We start from the raw sequence: 17740 nt of genomic DNA on the forward strand, positions 1-17740 counted from the left end.
ATGGCGAAAGGCCTGGGCGCCGCCGTCCGGTTATACTGCCGGGTGTGCGGCGGCAGTGGCCCGCCAGCGGCAAGTCATTCGGGGGATAGATGGTGCAGCAGGTGACGGCGGGGACCGGTGCGACGGCGTCTGCGGACGATTTGAGCTGGCTGTCCGGCGGCGGCGAAATGGGGCAACTGATCCGCTCGATGGACTGGTCCGCGACCGCGCTCGGGCCGCTCTCGGGCTGGCCGCAAAGCCTGCGCACCTCGGTCAGCCTGTGCCTGTCGTCGACCTTCCCGATCCTGGTGGCCTGGGGCCCGGACGACATCCAGATCTACAACGACGCCTACCGTCCGATCTGCGGCGCCAAGCATCCGGAGGCGATGGGCGCGCCGTTCAAGATCTGCTGGGCCACGGCGCTGCCGGTGGTGGGCGATGCCTTCGACCGCGCCCACGCCGGCGAGGGTGTCTACATCCGCGACCAGCGCATGTTCCTGGACCGCTACGGCTACCTTGAAGAAGCGTTCATGACGTTCTCGTTCTCGCCGATCCGGGTCGAATCGGGCAATGTCGGCGGCATTTTCCACCCGATCACCGAATCGACGGCGCAGGTGCTCAATGCCCGCCGCACGCAGAACCTGCGCGACCTGACCGGCCGCATCGCCCGCTCGCGCACCATCGCCGAGCTGGCGGGGCTGATGGAACCGGACAGCGACACGCTGGCGCTGGACGTGCCGTTCATGCTGCTGTATGAACTGGTGGAAGCGGGGCCTGAGAAGGGCGCCGCCAGCCTGCGCCTGCGCGGGTGCACCGGCCTGCCCGCCGGCAGCGCGCTGGCGCCGGCCGAGGTGGCCGCGGACTCGGGCGATGGCTGGGATTTCGCCGCCGCGCTGGCGCTGGCCGACGGCCGCCACATCGACGACCTGGCGCGCCGCTTCGGCGCCTTCGAGTGCGCGCCGTATCCGGAAGCGCCGGCCGGCGCCATGCTGCTACCGCTGTTCGTGGCCGGCAGCGACCAGCCTTACGGCATGCTGGTGGCCGGCGTGAGCGCCCGGCGCGCGCTCGACGACGACTACCGCAATTTCTATGAACTGCTGCGCGCCGCCTTCAACACCGCCATCGGCAATGTGCTGGCATACGAGCAGGAGCAGCGCCGCGCCGCCGCGCTGGCCGAAATCGACAAGGCCAAGACGGCATTCTTTTCCAACGTCTCGCACGAATTCCGCACCCCGCTGACCTTGATCCTGGGGCCGCTGGAGGACGCGCTGGCCGACGCCGGCGAACCGCTGGCGCCGCGCCAGCGCGAGCGCATCGACCTCACCAACCGCAACGCGCTGCGCCTGCTCAAGCTGGTCAACTCGCTGCTGGACTTTTCGCGCATCGAGGCCGGCCGGGTGCAGGCCCGCTACGCCCCGGTCGACCTGGCGCGGCTGACGGCCAACCTGGCCAGCGTGTTCACCGCCGCGATGGACAAGGCCGGCCTGGCCTACCACGTCGACACGCCGGCGCTGGCCGCGCCGGTCTACGTCGATCTGGACATGTGGGAAAAGATCGTCTTCAACCTGCTGTCGAACGCCTTCAAGTTCACGCTGTCGGGCGCGGTGACGGTGACCCTGGCGCCCGGCGCCGACGGCCGCACGGCGCGCCTGACGGTGCGCGACACCGGCAGCGGCATTCCGGCGGCCGAGCTGCCCAAGGTGTTCGAGCGTTTCCACCGCGTCGAGGGTGTGCAGGGGCGCAGCTATGAAGGCACCGGCATCGGCCTGGCGCTGATCCAGGAGCTGGTGCGCCTGCACGGCGGCGGCATCGGCGTCGAGAGCGAAGTCGGCGTCGGCACCGCCTTCCACGTCGACATTCCGTTCGGCGCCGCGCACCTGCCGCCGCAGTACGTGGTGGCGCTGCCGGACCGCGACGACGACGCCCGCATGGGCGCCGCCTTCGTCGAGGAGGCGCTGCGCTGGCTGCCCGACGAACCGGCCGCCCCCCGGCCGGCGATGCCACGCCCGCGTTGGCGTTGGCGCCGGCGCCCATCGCGGCGGCGCGCGCGCGCATCCTGGTCGCCGACGACAACCAGGACATGCGCGGCTACGTGCGCACGCTGCTCGAGCGCGAGTACATCGTCGAGACCTGCGCCGACGGCGAGGCGGCGATGGAGGCCATCCTGCGCGATCCGCCCGACCTGCTGCTGAGCGATGTGATGATGCCGCGCCTCGACGGCTTCGGCCTGATGCGGCGCATCCGCGAGCACCCGGCGGTGGCCGGCCTGCCGATCATCCTGCTGTCGGCGCGCGCCGGACAGGAGGCCAAGATCGAGGGCCTGGAGGCGGGCGCCGACGATTACCTGGTCAAGCCGTTCGCGGCCAACGAGCTGCTGGCGCGCATCCGCAACCACATCGAGCTGGCGCGCGAGCGGCGGCAGGCCACCATCGCGTTGCGCCAGCGCGAGGAGTATTTCCGCTCGCTGGTGAACGCGTCGCCGGCGATGATCTGGACCACCGACGCGAGCGGCCATCGCGATTTCCTGAGCCAGCGCTGGTCCGACTACACCGGCCGTTCGCTGCACGAGGACCTGGGGCGCGGCTGGCTGGAACTGATCCACGCCGACGACGCCGCACGGGTGGAGGAAGCCTACAGCGCCGCCTTCGGCAAGGCCGCGCCGTTTTCCGTCGACTACCGCCTGCGCAACCGCCACGGCGCCTTCCGCTGGATGATCGACGCCGGCGCGCCGCGTTTCGACCAGGACGGCAAACTGCTCGGCCACATCGGCACGCTGGTCGATGTCCACGAGCGGCGCCTGCTGCAGGACCGTTTCGCCAACGTCACGCGCGCCAGCGGCATCGGCGTCTGGTACGCCGACGCGCCGCTGTCGCTGATGCAGCCCAACGCCCAGCTGCGCAAACAATTCGGCCTGCCGGCCGAGGGGCCGGTGACGATGGCGCAGTTCTACCTGCGCGTGCACCACGAGGACCGGGCCCGCGTCGAAGGCGACTTCCATAGCGCGATGATCGAGGGCGTGGCCTACGACGACGAGTTCCGCATTGCGCTGACCGTCGCGTCCACGGCGGCACAGGCGACGGCGCGCTGGATACGCATGATCGCCTGGTGCCAGCGCACGGAGGGGAAGGAGGGCGGCGTGGCCCATTTCGACGGCGTCACGCTCGATGTCTCGGACCAGAAAAGCGGCGAGCACGAACTGCGCGCGATGACGGCCGAGCTGTCGCAGGCCAACCAGGCGCAGCGCGAATTCCTGGTGACCCTGGCGCACGAACTGCGCAACCCGCTGGCGCCGATCCGCAGCGGCCTGGAAATGATGCGCGCGCACGACCTGGCGCGCGACGAGTTCGAACGCGTGCGGGCGATGATGGAGCGCCAGGTCGGCCACCTGGTGCATCTGGTGGACGACTTGCTGGACCTGGCGCGCATCGCGCGCGGCAAGGAGGTGCTGGTGCACAGCCTGGTGGACCTGGACAAGGTGGTGCGCGGCGCGGTCGAGATCAGCACGCCGCTGATGGATGCCAAAGCCCACCGCCTGCTGGTGTCGGCGCCGTCGAACGCGCCGCCGGTGTGGCTGGACGCGCACCGCGTGGCGCAGGTGATCGGCAACCTGCTCAACAACGCCGCCAAGTACACGCCCGACGGCGGCACCATCGAGTTGATGGCGGTGGTCGAGGCCGGGGAGTTGACGGTGACGGTGCGCGACAACGGCGTCGGCATCCCGGCCGAGGCCTTGCCGACCGTGTTCGACATGTTCACCCAGGTGCCCGGCAGCGAGGGCCAGGCGCAAGGCGGGCTCGGCATTGGCCTGAACCTGGTGCGCCGGCTGGTCGAGCTGCACGGCGGCGAGGTCTTCGCGCACAGCGGCGGCGCCGGACAGGGCAGCGCGTTCACCTTGCGCCTGCCGGTGACGCCGTCGCTGGCGGCCGAGACGATGGCCTTGTCGGCGCCGGAGGCACAGCCGGCCCCGGCTGTGCGGCGCATCGACGAGGCGTCGGCCAGCAGCCTGCGGGTGCTGGTGGTCGACGACAACGTCGACGCCGCCGAGACCCTGACCGCGTTGCTGGAGTTCAAGGGCCATACGGTGGGGGTGGCGCACGACGGTCCGCAGGCGCTGGCGGCCGCGCTTGCGCTGTTGCCGCAGGTAGTGTTCCTCGACATCGGCCTGCCGGGCATGAGCGGCTACGAGGTCGCGCGCGAGTTGCGGGCGACGCCGGCCTTGGACGGGGTCACCTTGATCGCGCTGACGGGCTGGGGCACGGACGCCGACCGCCTCAAAACGGACGCGGCCGGGTTCGACCACCATTTGACCAAACCGGTCAGTTTCGACGAGATATTGCGCATGCTCACCGAGCTCGAGCGCAAGCGAAATAGCTGACGCGGTCGCGGGGGCGGACAAAAGCGGTAACGGAAATGCGTCTATCGTGTGGTGCCTCACACATGCAAGACGAATTACCGCCGCGCGCGATTGAAAAATTCTAGTTTTGCCTAGTAAAATGTTGATAATAAAGCATTTCTAGCAAGGAGTTGTCTGTCATGTCTCAGCCCAAACCCTACGATCCGAACGCAATGCTCGACACCATCCTGGCGAAAATGCAGCTGCGCAATGACGCAGCCCTGTCGCGCTTGCTGGAAATCCAGGCCCCCGTGATCAGTAAAATCCGTCATCACCGCATGCCGGTCAGCGGCGCGCTACTGGTGCGCATCCACGAGGCCACCGGCCTTAGCGTGCGCACTTTGCAGGACCTGATGGGCGACCGCCGCAGCAAGTTCCGCCTGTCCTCGGCCCAGGGCCGCGCCGGCGCCCAGACCGACACCGCCGCCGGTGCCGAATGACGTTGCCTGCGACGGTAGCCGGTGACGAGATGTTGGCGCTGGCCGCACTGCTGCGCAAACGCGGATACCGCTTCACCACCGTTACACCGGCCACTCACGGCCGCGTATTGAATCGCCCGGTCGGGCAGACTGCGCCGTGCCTGCGCGATATCTTCGGCTGGAGCAAGCCCTTCACCGCCGACCAGATCGACGCGACGATCCTGTCGCAGATGCAAAAAGCGGGCGTGCTGCGCGACGACGGCGGCATGCTGCGCAGCACCGTGCGCGCCTCGACCATCGGCGAGCATCTTTACTTTCACTCCGCCTATCCGACCGGCGACGCCGAGTCGGTGTTCCTGGGGCCGGACACCTACCGCTTCGTGCGCGCGGCCGGCCAGGTGCTCGACCAACTCGGCGACGGTTCCGGCGCCGGCGTGCGGCGCGCGGCCGACATCGGCTGCGGCGCCGGGCCGGGCGCCATCATGCTGGCCAAGCGCTTTCCGGAGGCGCAGATCTATGCCGTCGACATCAATCCGCGCGCGCTGGCGCTGGCCGAGGTCAACAGCCGGCTGGCAGGCGCCGCCAACGTCGCCTGCGTGCACAGCGACATGCTGTCGGCCTTGGACGGCGAGTTCGACCTGATCATCTCCAATCCGCCGTACCTGCTCGACGCCGAACAGCGCGCCTACCGCCACGGTGGCGGCGAACTGGGCGCAGGTTTGTCGCTGCGCATCGTCGAGGCGGCGATCGCGCGGCTGGCGCCGGGCGGCACCCTGCTGCTGTACACCGGCGTGGCGATCGACAACGGCGAGGACCCGTTCCTGCGGCAGGCCGGCCTCATGCTCGAAGCGGCGCGGCTTTCGTGGAAGTACGAGGAAATCGATCCCGACGTGTTTGGCGAGGAGCTCGATACCCCGGCCTATGCCGGCGTCGACCGCATCGCCGCCGTCATGCTGCTGGCCCGAAAGGGTGCTGCTTAGTGAAGATATTGTGATGAAGATATTGTGATGAAGGTTTTATGATGAAGGTATTACGGCAGCGCTTGCTGCGGGGCGCCAACCTGTATAGCCGCTTTCCGTGCATTGTCGCGACCATCGCGTTCGATGCGACCGATGTGCCGCCGGCGGACGTCGCCGCCGCCGTGGCGCGGCAATTGGCGTCGCCTTTGCCTTCGCCGGCGAGCGCCGATGTCGGCCAGCTGGTGGCGCAGGTCGCGTTGCAACTGCAGCGCGCATGCGGCCACGCGCTCGATTTCGCCCACGCCGAAGCGCTGTCGCCCGGTTCGGCGCGGCGCCGCGTGGTGATCCAGTACGCGCTCGAGCACGTGGCGCAGCGGGCGCTGTCGATTTCGCTCGATATCGTCGGCGCCGCCATGCGCGGCGAGATCTACGATGTCGCCGGGGCGCTGGCCGCGCTGCGCGCGCTGGCGGCCGGTCTGGCGCTGCCGCCGCGCATCGGCGAACTGGCGGGACTGGCGCGCGCGCTTGGGATTCCCGTGCTGCGCGCCAGCGAGCACGCCGATCTCGTCCAATTCGGCTGGGGCAGCCGGCAGTGGCGCTTCGTCGATGCGCCGGTGGCCGACACGCCGCTGCTGACCAACACCGTCGTGCGGGACCGCCTGTTGACGCGGGCGTTGATGGTCGAGGCGAATATCGAGGTCCCGGCCGGCACCACCGTCAACCGGCTCGAGGACGCGCTGCGCGTCGGCCGCCGTTACGATTGGCAGGCGGTGGTCAAGAGCCGCCAGGTCACCGGCGACAACCGTCAATGGCGCTGCACCAGCGAGGCCGAGCTGACGGCGGCGTTCGCGCTGGTGCACGCGGCCGGTGGCGATGTCGTCATCGACAGCTTTGAAGACGGCCCGCTCGCCATCGTGCCGGTGGGCCCGGACGGCGCCCTGCACGCGTCGGCCGATGTGCGCCATCTGTGCGCCGGCGCGGCCGCCAAGCTGGGACTGGCCGAGGCGCGCGTCAGCGTCGTCGAGAGCGGGGTAGGGCCGCTGGTGACCGCCATCAGCGGCGGCCACGCGTCGGCCGACGTCGCCGATGCCGCCACGCGGGCGCGCCTGATGCTGGCGCAGCCGGACCAGGGCCGCATCCCGCTGATCGCGGTCACCGGCACCAACGGCAAGACCACCACCACGTTGATGATCGCGCATGCGGTCCGGCTGGCGGGGCTGCGCACCGGCCACACAACCACCCAAGGGATCTTCATCGGCGAGCGGATGGTCGGCCACGGCGACTGCACCGGTTACTGGTCGCACCGCACCGTGCTCGGTTCCCCCGACGTCGATTTCGCCGTGCTCGAGACCGCGCGCGGCGGCCTGCTCAAGCGCGGCCTGGCGTTCGACGCCTGCTCGGTGGGCGTCATGCTCAACGTCTCGGACGACCACCTCGGCCTCGATGGCGTGGAGACCATCGAGGATCTCGCGCGCGTCAAGTCGACGGTGATCGCGGGCGCGCGAACGGCTGTGCTCAACGCCGACGACCCGCATTGCGTGGCCGCGCGCGCGCGCCTGGCGCCGGACGCCGCCACCATTTTCTTTTCGATGAACCCGGCCAACGCCAGCTTGCTCGCGCATCTGGCCGACGGCGGCTGCGGCGTGTGGCTGCAGGACGAGACGATCGTGCTGGCCGAGGGCGCCGGCGGCGCCGTTCAGCCGGTCATCGGCGCGGACGCGATTCCGGCCACCGTCGGCGGCATGGCCCGCTATAACATCGCCAACAGCCTGGCGGCGACCGCCGCGTTATACGCGGCCGGTTTCAGCGCCGCGCATATCGCCGCGGCGCTGGCCAGTTTCGTTTCCGACGCCGCGACCAATCCCTTGCGCTCGAATATCTTCGCGGTGCGCGACTTCCACATCGTGCTCGATTACGCGCATAACCCGGCGGCCTACGCGGCGCTGGGCGCGATGGCGCGCGGCATGGCGGCACGGACGCCGGGCGCGCGTGTGTTCGGCGTGGTGACGTCGCCGGGCGACCGGCGCGACGCCGACCTGCGCCGCATCGGCGAGACCTGCGCAGAAGCGTTCGACGTGCTGTTCGTCTACGAGTCGCTGGCGCGTGGCCGGCCGGCGGGCGAGGCGGCAGCTGTCATCGGCGAAGGCGTGGGCTCGGCGGCCGCGCGGCCGGTAAGTATGCAAACCTTTGGAGGCGCGGCCGAGGCGTTGCGCGGCGCTTACCGCCAATGCGGCGCAGGTGATGTGCTGGTGTTCGCCTGCGGCACCGCTGTCTCGACCTTGATCGAGGGCGTGCGCGCGATCGACCCTGAGGGCGCCGCCGCGATCGAGTCGCAACTGGGCGGCGGCTCGGACTGACCCGATTTTGTAGGGAGGATTAGGCGGAACGCCGTAATCCGCCATGAGCCGTCGACGGCTCATGGCGGATTACGCTCCGCTAATCCGCCCTACGCGGTCTTTGGTTCAGACCTTGGCTTCGACGCCTGGCGTGGCGTCGCGCACCAGGAAAGCGGTGGTGGTCGAGGGCAGGTTTTGCAGCAGCCAGGCGGCCATCGCCTGCTCCTGCTTGAGGATGGCCTCGCACACGGCCTGCGTCTGGGTGTCGCCGGCCACGCCGGCGGCGGCGATCAGCGCCGTGTAGCTGGCGATCTCCAGGTTCTCGAAGATGTAGCCGGCCATGGCGCCCTTGACAACTTCGTCGCTGGCGAACATGCCGCCGACGGCCTGGCCGAACGCCATCATCTTGCCGCCCATGTCCTTGATGATCGAGGGGCTGCTGCCCAGCCGGGACAGGCAGGCCTCAAGCTGCTCGCGCTGCCACCGTGTTTCCTCGATGTGCTGGACGATGCGCTCGCGCAGCGCCGGATAGTGTTCCAGCCGCGAGGCCTGGGCCTCGAGCATGGACTCGGCCTGCTGTTCCATCCCGTGCGCGTCGCGCAGCCAGTCGACCAGATTTTCGTTTGCGGAATTCGTCATCATGTCACTCCATAGTGTGGGGTTCAGGAAAGCGCGGTGTCGAGCACCATCATCACGATGAAGCCGATCACCAGCGCGCAAGAGGCGGTCTTGCAATGGCCATGGCGGTGCGCCTCGGGCACGACGTCGTGGCAGATTACATACAGCATGGCGCCGGCCGCGCTGGCCAGGCCCCACGGCAGGAAGCGGGCGCTGGCCTCGATCAGCAGCGCGCCGCTGACCGCGGCCAGCGGTTCGACCAGCCCCGATACGGCGCCCAGCACGGCGGAAAATACGCGGCCGTAGCCGACCGAGCGCAGGGCGATGGCCACCACCAGCCCTTCCGGGATGTCCTGGATGGCGATGCCCATCGCCAGGGTGTGGGCCTTGGCCGCGTCGACGCCGCCGTAGCCGACGCCGATCGCCAGGCCTTCGGGCAAGTTGTGGATCGCCACCGCGCCGACGAACAGCCAGGCGCGCGTCATGGCGGTGGTGTCGGTGCGGACCGCGCCGTCGCCCAGCACGTGCTCCGAACGCACCAGGTAACCGAGCAGCATCACCAACAGCATGCCGAGCAGGATGCCGCCGCCAACCGTCATGCTGGCGACGGCCGAGCTGGCCCCGGCGCTCTTGCTGGCATTAATCGCCGGCAGCACCAGCGAGAACGACGTCGCCGCCAGCATAATGCCGCCGCCGAGGCCGAGCGCGGCGTCATAGGTGCGCTGCGAGAATTTCTGCGCCAGCAGCACGGGCAGGGTGCCCACCGCCGTGGCGGCGGCGGCCCACAGGCCGGCTGTCAGCGCCAGTTGTGCCGGAGCTGGCAGCGACGCGATCGCCAGCGCCAGGTCGCGCGTGAGCAGCAGTGTGCCGAGGACGCCGATGAAGGCGCCCATGGCGAGGCGCCAGGTGGGGCGGTGGCCGGATCTGAGCATGGGGTTCATTTCTCTGGTTTTCTCCTGATGGTGCGGCCATCTTATGGCGGCTGCAAAGCCGCGTCTGTCGGTGCGCAACGCTTGCAGATGTAAGACGGCGCTCGCACGGTTTTGTTTAGCCCCCCGGGCATCCGGCCACTCCGGCTCAGCTCAGCGGACGCTGGCCGTCGCCGCCGCGGCCATCGGCGCCGGGCGGAAGGCCGGCCGGGTCGATGGCCGCGTCCAGCCCGTCATCGTCGTCCGGCGCCCCGGCCGCCATCCCCGGCGCCATGCCAGCACCCAGCTCGGCCCCGGTCACCGGTTCGACGGCCGGATTGGACATGGTGCGCGCAGCCATCTGGCTCAGCACCGTTTCCTCCATCGACGTCAGGCCGACGCGCGCGCCGCCATCGCCGCCGTCGACGGCCATCTGCTGCGCGGGATCGCTGACGACGCGCCATTTCGGTCCGCTGTTCCACGGCCCCTGCATTTCCGGCCCGCCCTGCGACATATTGAAGTAGACGCTGGTGAACTCGGCCCGGCCCGGACGTTTACCCGGCGGGAAGTTCGGCTCGATCGCGTACAGCGCTTTCTCGAACGACTTCTGATGGGCGATCTCGCGCGTCATCAGGAAACCGAGCGCCTCCTTGACGCCGGGATCGGTGGTCAGGTTGATCAGGCGTTCGTAGACGATCTTGGCGCGCGCCTCGGCCGCGATGTTCGAGCGCAGGTCGGCCGTCGGCTCGCCGATGGTGTCGATGTAGGCGGCCGTCCATGGCACGCCGCCCGAATTGACCAGCGGCGCGCCGGCGCCGTACAGCACCTGCGTGAGGTGGCTGTCGTTGCCGGCACCGGTGATCGAGCGATACAGTTCGCCTTCCTCCTCGACGCCCTCGGCCAGGCGGCCTTTGGCGCCCTTGTTGAGCATGCAGACGATGTTGCCGATGACTTCGAGGTGGCTCAGTTCCTCGGTGGCGATATCGAACAGCATGTCCTTGCGGCCTGGATCGTCCTCGGCGACCGCCTGCGTGAAGTAGCGCATGGCGGCGGCCAGCTCGCCTTGCGGTCCGCCGAATTGTTCGAGCATCAGATTGGCCAGGCCGGGATTGGTCTCGCTGACGCGCACCGTGTACTGCAACCGCTTATTGTGAGCAAACATACTTTTCTCCTGTTGGTTGGCGAACGGGTGTTGAGCGCGATGCCGAGCCCGATACCGAACTCATGCATCGAACGACCATGCTATGTCGTCGGCGCGACGGGTGACATCGGCGCGCGGCCCCCGCTGATGTAAGACTGCGCTGGCAAAATTTTCCCACCACAAATATGCAGTGGCAGCGCACGGAATTGTTGAGTAATTCAGGTCGAATGCAATCAAAAACCGTCGGTCAAAAAACGCCAGCGCATTCCTACTTGATGATGTCGCATGCGCCGATAGGTGCCGTTGTTCGTCACGCTTAAGATGACCTTTCTCGAGTTTGCTTCTGCAAAACGGCAGACCGATTCCTTAGTTTCATCAACCATCAATCAGGAGAAGAATCATGGCTAATTCGAACCAAGGTAATGGCGGCAACCAAGGCGGCAACAAGGGCAACAAGCAGTCCGATGGCACCAGCGCACGTGGTTTCGCGTCGATGGATCCTGAGCAGCAACGCGAGATCGCGTCCGAAGGCGGCCGCGCGGCACACGCCGCCGGCACGGCCCACGAATTCACGTCGGAAGAGGCGCGTCGCGCCGGCAGCATGAGCCACAAAAACGACGGCAACAAGCAAAGCGCTTCGAGCTCGGGCTCGGGTTCCGGTGGCGGCAATGAAGGCGGCGGCAAGGGCGGCTCGGGTGGTTCGGGCGGCACGCGCGGCGGTACGCCGGAGCAGCATGCCGAGGCTGGCCGTCAAAGCCACAAGAACGACCGCAAGTAAGCTGGTCTTCTAGTTTGCCAAAAGCTCCGGCAGGTTTGCCGGAGCTTTTTTTCGTTTGTACCTTTGCCGCATCGTCCTTGCCGAAATTGCTTGACAATAAGGTAAGGTGATTCTAAAGTGATATCACTTTGATGTCATCTACCTGAGGAGCAATCGAGCATGAATGGTGCAAACACTCGCCGCGAAACGGCGTTCTCATCGACGAATGGTTACCTGGCCGCTTGCGCCGGCATCGTTTTACTGTTGGGCGGCGCGTTCCTGTTCAAGACGGCGATCGGGGACGGCGCCGGTATCTCCGCGCTTTTCGGCGCGATCGCGCTTGTGCTGGCGGGACTGTTCTTCATGCTGGGCTTGTACATGCTGCAGCCCAACGAGAGCGCCATCCTTACCCTGTTCGGCAAGTACATCGGCACCGACCGCAGCGAAGGCTTGCGCTGGGCGTTCCCCTTATACGTCAAGCGCCGCCTGTCGCTGCGCGCGCGCAATTTCAACGCGCCCACGCTCAAGGTCAACGACAAGCGCGGCAATCCGGTGGAGATCAGCGCGGCCATCGTCTGGCGCGTGCGCGACACCGCCCAGGCCGTGTTTGAAGTGGACGATTTCGAGCGCTACGTCTCGATCCAGGCCGAGGCGGCGCTGCGCCATCTCGCCTCCCAATATGCGTATGACGAGGCCGAGGATTTGTCCGCTGGCGAAACCACGCTGCGCGGCGGCATGGACGTGGTCGTCGACGCCCTCAAGTGCGAGCTCCAAGCGCGCTTCGAAGAGGCCGGCGTGCAGGTGGTAGACGCCAAGCTCACCCATCTGGCCTACGCTCCCGAGATCGCCCAGGTGATGCTGCGCCGCCAGCAGGCCGAGGCGATCATCAGCGCCCGCTCCAAGATCGTGCACGGCGCCGTCAGCATGGTCGAATCCGCGCTGAAGGGCCTGTCGGAGCGCGGCATCGTCGAGCTGGACGACGAGCGCAAGGCGGCGATGGTCAGCAATCTTCTCGTGGTACTGTGCTCCGACAAGGAAACCCAGCCGATCATCAACACCGGCACCCTCTACAACTAGCGGCCCAGCATGGCGAGTCCCGGTAAAAAAGCTTATCCGCTGCGTATCGATCCCGCGTTGTGGGAGGAGTTGCAACGCCTGGCCGCGCGCGACCTGCGTAGCGTGAACGCGGAAATCGAGTTCCTGCTGCGCGAGGGCCTGGCCCGGCGCGGTGTGAAGATCAAAGAGGACAACGGTAAAGCCGACGATTCCGGCAGCGAGTAGCGAACGCTCTCAGCTTCGGCGCCGGCCGTGAATAACCCCGGGGTCATGAATAACCCCGGGGTCAGGTCCGACATTCGGACATTTGGGAACGTTTTGTACGCTGAAAAGTTCCCTGTTATTTCAGTTTGTCCGAATGTCGGCACTGACCCCCGGTGTTTTGCTGCTCCCCGGTGTGGCGGCGAGCATCGCTTCGATCTGTTCGAAGCTCACCGGCTTGACCAGGTGGGCGTCGAAGCCCGCTTCCGTCGCCAAATCCCGGTCCTTTTGCTGGCCCCAGCCGGTGACCGCCACCAGCGTGGTGTGCCGCAGGGCGGGCAGGGCGCGCAGCGCGCGCGCCAGGTCGTAGCCGTTGAGCGACGGCAGGCCGATGTCGAGGAAGGCGAATTCCGGCATGAACGCGGCGGCATTGGCAAGCGCGCTCTGGCCGTCGTAGGCGACCGACACCACATGGCCGCGCGACTCCAGCAATGCGCCCATGCTGTTGACGAAGTCGATGTTGTCGTCGGCCAGCAGGATGCGCCGGCTGCCGCCGGGACCGGCCGCCGTGCCGGCCTTCGCGCCGGTAGCGGCCGGGTTGGCGACCGAACTTGCGGGCACTTCGGCGTCCCTGGGCAACGGCAGGGTCAGCACGAATTCGCTGCCGTAGCCCAGGCCCAGGCTGTGCAGGCTCAGCTCGCCGCCGTGCAGCTCGGCGAGCCGCCGCGCCAGCGACAGGCCCACGCCGAGGCCCGCCGTGGTGCGCTCGAGCGAGGCGTCGGCCTGCACGAACATCTGGAACACGGCTTCGCGCATCTCCGGCGCGATGCCGATGCCGTTGTCGCGCACGTGGACGCGCACGCGCCGCTGCTCCAGCTCCACATCGACCGCGATGCGCCCGCCGCGCGCGGTGTACTTGGCGGCGTTGTTGAGCAGGTTCGACAGGATCTGCGTCAACCGCGTGGCGTCGCCCTCGATCAGCAGCGGATGCGCCAGCGGCGCGGCCGTCAGCACGTGCCCCTGCTGCTCGACCAGCGGGCGCACGATTTCGAAGGCGTCGTGGATGATTTGCTGCAGGTCGACCAGGTCGCGTTTGATGGTGAGCTTGCCGGTGTTGATGCGCGACACGTCCAGCAGGTCGTCGACCAGCCGCACCATCTGGCGCAGCTGGCGCTCCATGATCTCGCGCGCGCGCTGGCCGGCGCCGAGGTCGGCCGGGTTGATGCGCATGATGTCGAGCCCGGTCCTGATCGGCGCCAGCGGGTTGCGCAGCTCGTGCGCCAAGGTGGCGAGGAACTCGTCCTTGCGGCGGTCGGCGATGCGCAGCGCGCGCTCGGCCTCCTGGCGCACCGCCATCTCGCGTTCCAGGGTGCGGTTGGTGGCGATCAGGCCGCTGGCGCTTTTCTCCACCTCGGCCAGCATGGCGTTGAAGGCGTCGACCAGGGTGCCGATCTCGCCCGGCGCCGAGCCCGGCACGCGCAGGCTGAAGTCGCGCCGCTGGATGACGGCGCGCGCGGCCGACGTGACCCCTTCCAGCGGCGCGGTGATGCTGCGTTGCAGGCGCGAGGCCACCAGCGCCGCCAGCAACAGGCTGCACAGCATGACGGCCACCAGGATCGAGCCATACGAGGCGATGCGCTCGCCGATGCGGTAGCGCGCTTCCAGGTACACCGTGCCGATGCGCTCGCCATGTTCGACAATCGGGTGGTTCAAGGTCAGGCTGCCGTTGACGATCTGGTGGCCCAGCGGTCCCGGTTTTTCCAGGAATACCGGCGTCTCCAGCGCGGCCTGGGTGTAGGAGGCGAACATCGCGCCGCCGCTGTTGTAGATGGCGCCGGCCAGGATCTCCGGCCGCATCCGCAACATGTCGAGGTTCTTGCGCGCGGCAGGGGCATCGTTGAAGTTGATCGCCGGGGCGCTGGCCAGCGCGATCATTTCGGCCTGGGTGCGCATGTCGTCGATCCAGGAGCGCTGGAACGTGCCCAGGTCGTAAAACAGGATGGCGCAGGTGCACAGCAGCAGGGCGGCGGCGGTGGTGGCCAGGGCCATGGCGATCAGCCTGGCGCGCACGGTGGACAAGCTCACGCCCAACCACGCCATCAGCCGCCGCCTTTCTGCACCGCGTACGCCACCGACAACAGGCGCGAGCTTAGCTTGAGCCGGCCCTTGTCGGCCGCCGCCAACGAGACCTCGAAGCGCACGCGCTCGTCGACCAGCTTAAAATTGATGACGCTGCCCGATTCGATGCCGGTGGCCGATTCGGTGACCGTCAGCACGCCGGCCGGCTGCGCGGCCTTGACCAACGCCGCCTCGTCGGCGCCTTCGTCCGCGCCGATGAACAGCAGGTGCAGGCCGCCCGACGGGTCGTGGCCCTGCATTTTGCGCACCACGACGGCGTGGTTGTTGACCAGGCGCCCGGCGGTCAGCCGCGTCAGTTCGGCGGCGATGTCGTCGGCGCCGACCACGCCCACCACGTACGGCGTGCCGGGATCGAGCGGGCCGGCGGGAAAGTCGACATAGCCGAGGAATTTGTACAGGAAGCCGGCTTTCACGCTGGTCGGCGAGGCAGCGTCCAACTGGTCCTGCAGGGTGGCGCTGGCTGCGGAATCGGAGAAGGCGGCCAGCGCGGTTAGCGCGGCCATCCCCGCCATGTCGACCGTCTCGGCGCCGTCCGCCATATCGGTCTGCGCGGCGGCGGACGTTGCCATCGCCAAGGCCAGCGTAAGGGCGGCTGCGCGCGTCGGCATCCAGTTCGCGCCTCTCACTTTGCCAAGCATTTGCTTTCCTTTTAAATCACGTTGGAAAATTATACTGGTGCAAGGTGGTGCCATGGGTACTTGTGTCGAATAACAACGTCGAACCTGCATGCAGCCACACTGCGGGGACGGATGCGGTAAGTTTATGCTTGCAAGTGACTCCTTGTCCTGGACGGACGATTGACAGCTTGCTCAGCAACGTTTCCCGACAGCTCCTTTAGAATTCGGGTGAGAGTACACGACTGTTTCGTGTCACGAGGAATCCTCATGCAGCAAGAAAACCCGTCGACCACCCTGGCGCTCGAAGCCGAGCGCTTTCGCCATTTCATCGTCAGCGTCACCGATTACGCGATCTATACGCTGTCGCCCGAGGGCGTGGTGATCACCTGGAACGCCGGCGCCCAGCGCTTCAAGGGCTATCGCGAGGACGAGATCGTCGGCCGCCATTTTTCCGTCTTTTACACCGCCGAGGAACAGGCGCGCGGGCGGCCGGCGCTGGCGCTGGAGCAGGCCAGGACCACCGGCAAGTTCGAGGACGAGGGCTGGCGCGTGCGCAAGGACGGCACCCGCTTCCTGGCCAGCGTGGTGCTCGATCCGATCTGGGACGATGCCGGCGAATTGCTCGGCTTTACCAAGATCACGCGCGATATGACGGCCCAGCGCGCCGCCCAGGACGAACTGCATGCCAGCGAGGAGCGCTTCCGGCTGCTGGTGCAGGGCGTGACCGATTACGCGATCTATATGTTGTCGCCCGAGGGCGTGGTGACCAACTGGAACGAGGGCGCGCGGCGCATCAAGGGCTATGAGGCGGACGAAGTGGTCGGCGAGAGTTTCGCGATGTTCTATACGCCCGAGGACCAGGCCGCCAGGGCGCCGGCGGTGGCGCTGAGCACGGCGCTCAAGGAGGGCCGGTTCGAGCGCGAAGGCTGGCGCGTGCGCAAGGACGGCACCCGCTTCTGGGCCAACGTGGTGATCGATCCCATCCACGATGCCGGCGGCAAGCTGCTCGGCTTTGCCAAGGTGACGCGCGACATCACCGAGCGCCGGCAGGCCGCCGAGCAACTCGAACGCACGCGCGAATCGCTGTTGCAATCGCAGAAACTGGAGGCGATCGGCAAGCTCACCGGCGGTATCGCCCACGACTTCAACAATTTGCTCAACGTCGTCATGAACGGGCTCGACATTCTGCGCACGGTGGTCGATCGCACCGCGCAGCGCCGCGCGATGGACGCGATGGAGCGGGCCGCGCAGCGCGGGGCGGCGCTGACCCAGCAGTTGCTGGCGTTCGCGCGCCAACAGCCGCTGCGGCGCGAGGCGCACGATATCGGCCGCGTGATCCGCTCGTTCGACGCGGTGCTGCATCGCGCGGTGCCCAGCCGCATGCGGCTGCGCATGCAGGTGGCGCCAGACCTGCCCGGCGTCCTGATCGATCCGACCCAGTTCGAGGCGGCATTGCTCAATCTGGTCGTCAACGCGCGCGACGCCATGCCGGACCACGGCGACGTGACGGTTGCCGTCGACACGGTGCGACTGGCCGACGGCGATGTTGGACAGTTGCCCGCTGGCAGCTACGTCAGGGTGGCCGTGACGGACTCGGGCACAGGCATGGCGCCAGAGACGGTGGCGCGCGCCATCGAGCCGTTCTTCACGACCAAGCCCGTCGGCAAGGGCACCGGGCTGGGGTTGAGCCAGGTGTACGGACTGGCGCAGCAATGCCAGGGCGACCTGGCAATCACGTCGGTAGTGGGCGAGGGCACGACGGTGGCGCTGTATTTCCCGGCCATCGTCGACGCCGATGGCGTCCACGCCGATAACGGACACAGCAAATCGGAAAAGGTGCTGCTGGTCGACGACCAGCCCGACGTGCTGGAAACGGCGGTGGCGCTGTTCAGCCATCTCGGCTACGACGTACTGTCGGCCAACAACGGCGTCGAGGCGCTGGCGACCTTGCGCGCCAGCGGCGACATCGCCATCCTGTTCACCGACGTGGTGATGCCGGGCATGGGCGGCATCGAGCTGGCGAAGATCGCGCGCGGCGAATTTCCGAACGTGAAGGTGATACTGGCCTCCGGCTACACCCGGTCCAGCCTGCAGGACAAGAGTCCCGAGCTCGATGTCTTCGATCTGATCCCCAAGCCTTACCGGCTTAGCGACCTGATCAAGATTTTGCAGACCGCCCATGCCGATAAGGCGGGCGGTACTGATCGGGCCGTGTAG

At 67.7% G+C, this 17740-nt stretch carries 14 protein-coding genes; 9 read left to right on the forward strand and 5 right to left on the reverse strand.

Annotated elements, in window-relative coordinates:
• The first annotated feature begins 89 nt into the window (after nt 1–89).
• The 5 genes from AC0IYS_RS12000 (at nt 90) to AC0IYS_RS12020 (ending at nt 8107) form a co-directional block, all read left to right on the forward strand.
• A complete protein-coding gene (locus AC0IYS_RS12000) occupies nt 90–2171 on the forward strand; it encodes a sensor histidine kinase (RefSeq protein ID WP_471705349.1) in 2082 nt (693 codons plus the stop codon).
• Nucleotides 2060–4354, forward strand: coding sequence for a response regulator (locus tag AC0IYS_RS12005; protein ID WP_471708850.1), 2295 nt, complete (start codon nt 2060–2062; stop codon nt 4352–4354). Before AC0IYS_RS12000 ends, AC0IYS_RS12005 begins: the two co-directional genes overlap by 112 nt.
• A gap of 158 nt (nt 4355–4512) precedes the next feature.
• The gene (locus tag AC0IYS_RS12010; RefSeq protein WP_471705350.1) at nt 4513–4812 is read left to right on the forward strand and encodes a hypothetical protein; all 300 of its coding nucleotides are present in this window, start codon (nt 4513–4515) and stop codon (nt 4810–4812) included.
• A complete protein-coding gene (locus AC0IYS_RS12015; protein WP_471705351.1) occupies nt 4809–5771 on the forward strand; it encodes a methyltransferase in 963 nt (320 codons plus the stop codon). Before AC0IYS_RS12010 ends, AC0IYS_RS12015 begins: the two co-directional genes overlap by 4 nt.
• A gap of 38 nt (nt 5772–5809) precedes the next feature.
• Nucleotides 5810–8107, forward strand: a complete 2298-nt coding sequence (locus AC0IYS_RS12020) for a Mur ligase family protein (RefSeq protein WP_471705352.1) — start codon at nt 5810–5812, stop codon at nt 8105–8107.
• A 105-nt stretch (nt 8108–8212) separates the two neighbouring features.
• On the opposite strand, the gene AC0IYS_RS12025 is transcribed toward AC0IYS_RS12020, so the two are convergent.
• From AC0IYS_RS12025 to AC0IYS_RS12035, 3 genes are all read right to left on the reverse strand, one after another.
• Nucleotides 8213–8725, reverse strand: coding sequence for a ferritin-like domain-containing protein (locus AC0IYS_RS12025; protein ID WP_471705353.1), 513 nt, complete (start codon nt 8723–8725; stop codon nt 8213–8215).
• 23 nt (nt 8726–8748) lie between these two features.
• Entirely contained in the window at nt 8749–9636 is an 888-nt protein-coding gene (locus AC0IYS_RS12030) for a ZIP family metal transporter (RefSeq protein ID WP_471705354.1), read from the reverse strand.
• Between the two features lie 145 nt (nt 9637–9781).
• On the reverse strand, nt 9782–10774 hold the full coding sequence (locus AC0IYS_RS12035; protein WP_471705355.1) for a manganese catalase family protein: 993 nt from the start codon (nt 10772–10774) through the stop codon (nt 9782–9784).
• A gap of 379 nt (nt 10775–11153) precedes the next feature.
• Here AC0IYS_RS12035 and AC0IYS_RS12040 point away from each other — a divergent pair, with 379 nt between their 5' ends.
• The 3 genes from AC0IYS_RS12040 to AC0IYS_RS12050 all read left to right on the forward strand — a co-directional run bounded on the left by AC0IYS_RS12040 (nt 11154) and on the right by AC0IYS_RS12050 (nt 12791).
• Nucleotides 11154–11531 (forward strand): KGG domain-containing protein, encoded by a 378-nt coding sequence (locus AC0IYS_RS12040; RefSeq protein WP_471705356.1) that lies wholly within the window; start codon nt 11154–11156, stop codon nt 11529–11531.
• A 159-nt stretch (nt 11532–11690) separates the two neighbouring features.
• Nucleotides 11691–12587, forward strand: coding sequence for an SPFH domain-containing protein (locus AC0IYS_RS12045; protein WP_471705357.1), 897 nt, complete (start codon nt 11691–11693; stop codon nt 12585–12587).
• Nucleotides 12588–12596: 9 nt separating this feature from the next.
• Nucleotides 12597–12791 carry a type II toxin-antitoxin system antitoxin gene (locus AC0IYS_RS12050; RefSeq protein WP_471705358.1) on the forward strand — a complete coding sequence of 65 codons (195 nt, stop codon included), beginning with the start codon at nt 12597–12599 and terminating at the stop codon, nt 12789–12791.
• A gap of 120 nt (nt 12792–12911) precedes the next feature.
• On the opposite strand, the gene AC0IYS_RS12055 is transcribed toward AC0IYS_RS12050, so the two are convergent.
• Together AC0IYS_RS12055 and AC0IYS_RS12060 are read right to left on the reverse strand one after the other, a co-directional pair.
• Nucleotides 12912–14852 carry a sensor histidine kinase, YfiR-like protein-associated gene (locus AC0IYS_RS12055; RefSeq protein ID WP_471705359.1) on the reverse strand — a complete coding sequence of 647 codons (1941 nt, stop codon included), beginning with the start codon at nt 14850–14852 and terminating at the stop codon, nt 12912–12914.
• Between the two features lie 14 nt (nt 14853–14866).
• Nucleotides 14867–15544: a TOL_0243 family YfiR-like periplasmic protein gene (locus AC0IYS_RS12060; RefSeq protein ID WP_471705360.1), complete on the reverse strand. Its 678-nt coding sequence runs from the start codon at nt 15542–15544 to the stop codon at nt 14867–14869.
• Nucleotides 15545–15790: 246 nt separating this feature from the next.
• Between AC0IYS_RS12060 and AC0IYS_RS12065 the strand changes: the two genes are divergently transcribed.
• Complete coding sequence (locus tag AC0IYS_RS12065) at nt 15791–17740, forward strand: hybrid sensor histidine kinase/response regulator (protein WP_471705361.1); 1950 nt, start codon at nt 15791–15793, stop codon at nt 17738–17740.

The organism is Duganella sp. AC237 (genome assembly GCF_979254035.1).